Genomic DNA, 3,443 nt, shown 5'->3' on the forward strand with positions numbered 1-3,443 from the left:
GCAGCAATTGACCTATCAGCGCCCGCCTTGGACAGAACCGGATGTGCCGCTCTTTTTTGAGGTACTCTACGAGGATGCCGAGGTGTTAGTGGTGGCGAAACCTTCGGGATTACCGGTGTTAGCGGGGGGTGGATTTCTCGAACATACTCTTATCCATTTGGTACATCAGCATTATCCCGATGTCACTCCCTATCCGATTCATCGTCTTGGTCGCGGCACTTCCGGCATAGTCTTAATGGCGAAATCAAAGCCCGCTAGAGCTAAATTGAGTCAACAGATGCGAGAGGGGAAAATTACCAAAATATATCGAGCTTTAGTGGGTCGGGGCGACATACCGGATAACTTTACTATTAATCAAGCGATCGGGAAAATCGCCCATCCCATCTTAGGCTACGTTTACGGTGCGCTCACAGATGGGTTATCGGCCCGCAGTGATGGTCGAGTCTTAAAAAAACATCCCGATAGTACCCTATTAGAAGTAAGAATTTTTACGGGCAGACCCCATCAAATTCGCATTCATCTGGCCTTTTTTGGCTATCCTTTAATCGGTGATCCATTGTATGGTCTGGGGGGATTACCGCGACCGGATGCAGTCCCGGGAGATTGTGGTTATTATCTCCATGCCAATCAAATCGTTTTTAATCATCCCAGTACAGGGGAAAGAATCTCTATTTGTTGTCCAGCGCCGCCGGAATCAGTTATCAGTTATCAGTTATCAGTTATCAGTTCACTGAGAAAACTCCCCACACCCTACACCCCACACCCCACACCCCACACCCCACACCCTACACCCTACACCCCACACCCTACACCCTACACCCTACACCCCACACCCTTCCCCCAGGAAAAACTTTTTGCCGCAGACCCTATTTAAAACCCCCCAAGCTCGATCGCCAGCGATCACTAAAAGACCACTTCGGTAATCACACCCTGAATCGCCCCGAAGCGAGAGCGAGAACCTAAGACAATTCGATACAATATTGTCAACAAGCATTAAGCGATTTAAACTATCGATCGAAGGTAAAAGTCCCGAAGTTATCGAAATCTAGGGGGAGACAAAAACAAGCATGGGTAGAGTAGTAGGCATTGATCTAGGGACAACTAACTCCGTCGTCGCCGTGATGGAAGGCGGAAAGCCAGTGGTCATCGCCAACTCGGAGGGCATGAGAACCACCCCTTCTGTGGTCGGTTTTAATAAAGATGGGGAGTTAGTGGTCGGTCAAATGGCCCGGCGACAAGGGGTACTCAATCCCCAAAACACCTACTATGGAGTCAAACGCTACATAGGTCGTCGCTACTCGGAATTAAACCCCGAATCGAAGCGCGTCCCCTACACCATCCGCCGGGACGAGATGGGCAATATCAAAATTAAATGCCCCCGTCTGCAAAAAGAATTCGCCCCCGAAGAAATTTCCGCCCTAATTTTACGCCGATTAGCCGAAGAAGCCAGCCGTTATCTGGGGGAAGAAGTTACCGGGGCCGTAATCACCGTCCCCGCCTATTTTAACGACTCCCAACGTCAAGCCACCCGGGATGCAGGCCGAATTGCGGGGTTAGAAGTGATGCGGATTCTCAACGAACCCACCGCCGCCGCCCTGGCCTACGGTCTCGATGAACAAGAAAGCAAGAAAATCCTCGTTTTTGACCTGGGAGGCGGTACTTTTGATGTTTCTATCCTGGAAGTGGGTGACGGCGTTTTTGAGGTGAAAGCCACCAGTGGCGACACCCAATTAGGCGGAAATGATTTCGATAAAAGAATCGTCGATTGGTTAGCCAATCAATTTTTGGAACAGGAAGGCGTGGAGCTGCGCCAAGACCGGCAAGCCCTACAAAGACTCACAGAAGCGGCAGAAAAAGCCAAAATAGAACTGTCTGGTGTCAGCGTCACCGATATTAATCTGCCCTTTATCATCGCCACGGAAGACGGACCCAAACACATCGAAACTCGCCTGAGTCGGGCCCAATTTGAGGAATTATGCGGTGATTTAATCAGTCGTCTCCGTCGTCCTCTCAAACGGGCCCTTTCCGATGCCGGTTTGTCCCCCGTCCAACTAGACGAAGTGGTACTGGTGGGCGGCGGCACGCGGATGCCGGTGGTTAAGGATTTGGTGCGGAGTTTTATCGATAGGGAACCCAATCAAAATGTTAACCCTGATGAGGTTGTAGCGGTCGGGGCGGCTATTCAAGCGGGAATTTTGGGCGGCGAGGTCAAAGACGTGCTGCTCCTCGATGTTACCCCTTTATCCTTGGGTTTAGAAACCATCGGCGGTGTGATGAAAAAGTTAATCCCCCGCAATACCACTATTCCCGTCCGCAGAGCTGACCTTTTTTCCACTTCCGAAAATAATCAAACTGTGGTGGAAATCCACGTTTTGCAGGGGGAAAGGGAAATGGCCAGCGATAATAAATCCTTGGGACGTTTTAAATTAACCGGTATCCCCCCCGCACCCCGGGGTATTCCCCAAGTGCAGGTGTCCCTCGATATCGATGCTAACGGTATTCTACAAGTCACCGCTAGGGATAAAATGACCGGACGGGAGCAAAGTGTCACCATTCAAGGCGCTTCTACCCTCAGCGAAGGGGAAATTAACCGCATGATCGGCGATGCTGCCCGATTTGCCGAAGCAGATCGTACCCGTCGCGAAAAGGTCGATAAACGCAATCGCGCCCGCTCTCTGGTGGATCAAGCCCAACGACGCTTAAAAGATGTTACTCTCGATTTTGGTAATGAGTTTACCCGTTCCTATCGTCGTCAAATTGAGTCTTTGAGTACGGAAATTATCGACGCTTTGGAGAAAAATGATGACCGTCGCATCGATCGCGCCCAGGCGGATCTACAGGATGTTATCTATGAATTAAATCGCGAGGTACGCCTACAATACGACGAGGAAGACGAGGGCTTTTTTAGCGCTATTCGCAAGACTTTTACTGGAGATAAGGAAGATGATCTTCCCTCCGAACCGCGTCGCGATCGTTATCGTCAGGATTATCGTCCCAGTACACGGGGTTATCAAAGTGATTATCGACCCAATTATTCGGCTAATCAAGATAGTTATCGTCCCCGCAATCAGGACAATTACTATAATGGCCGCGATAGCGATTGGCAAAGTCCCCCCCCTTCGGAGGAAAAAAGTTATAACAATAGTAAAAGTAACCGCAGCGGCGGCAATCGTTCCCGCAATATTCCCCCCCAAAATAACTGGGATGATGAGGATGATGATTGGTTTTAAACAGTGATCAGTAAACAGTGATCAGTAAACAGTAAACAGTAAACAGTAATCAGTAAACAGTAATCAGTAAAAAGACAGTGGGAAACTACTATTTAATACTGCTCGCTTAATACATACTGCTCACTTAGAACTCAAATCTGATAACTGATAACTGATAACTGATAACTGATAACTGATAACTGATAACTGATAACTGATAACTGATAACTGATA

1 protein-coding gene and 1 pseudogene are annotated in these 3,443 nt (G+C 48.9%); both read left to right on the forward strand.

The window, feature by feature from the left end; translation table 11 throughout:
- Positions 1 to 721: pseudogene (locus PX481_RS17720) on the forward strand (RluA family pseudouridine synthase); the annotation flags it as partial.
- Positions 722 to 1,067: 346 nt separating this feature from the next.
- Positions 1,068 to 3,230: a molecular chaperone DnaK gene (dnaK, locus tag PX481_RS17725; protein WP_002759130.1), complete on the forward strand. Its 2,163-nt coding sequence runs from the start codon at positions 1,068 to 1,070 to the stop codon at positions 3,228 to 3,230.
- Positions 3,231 to 3,443: the final 213 nt, after the last annotated feature.

Source organism: Microcystis sp. M53603_WE2 (genome assembly GCF_030065435.1).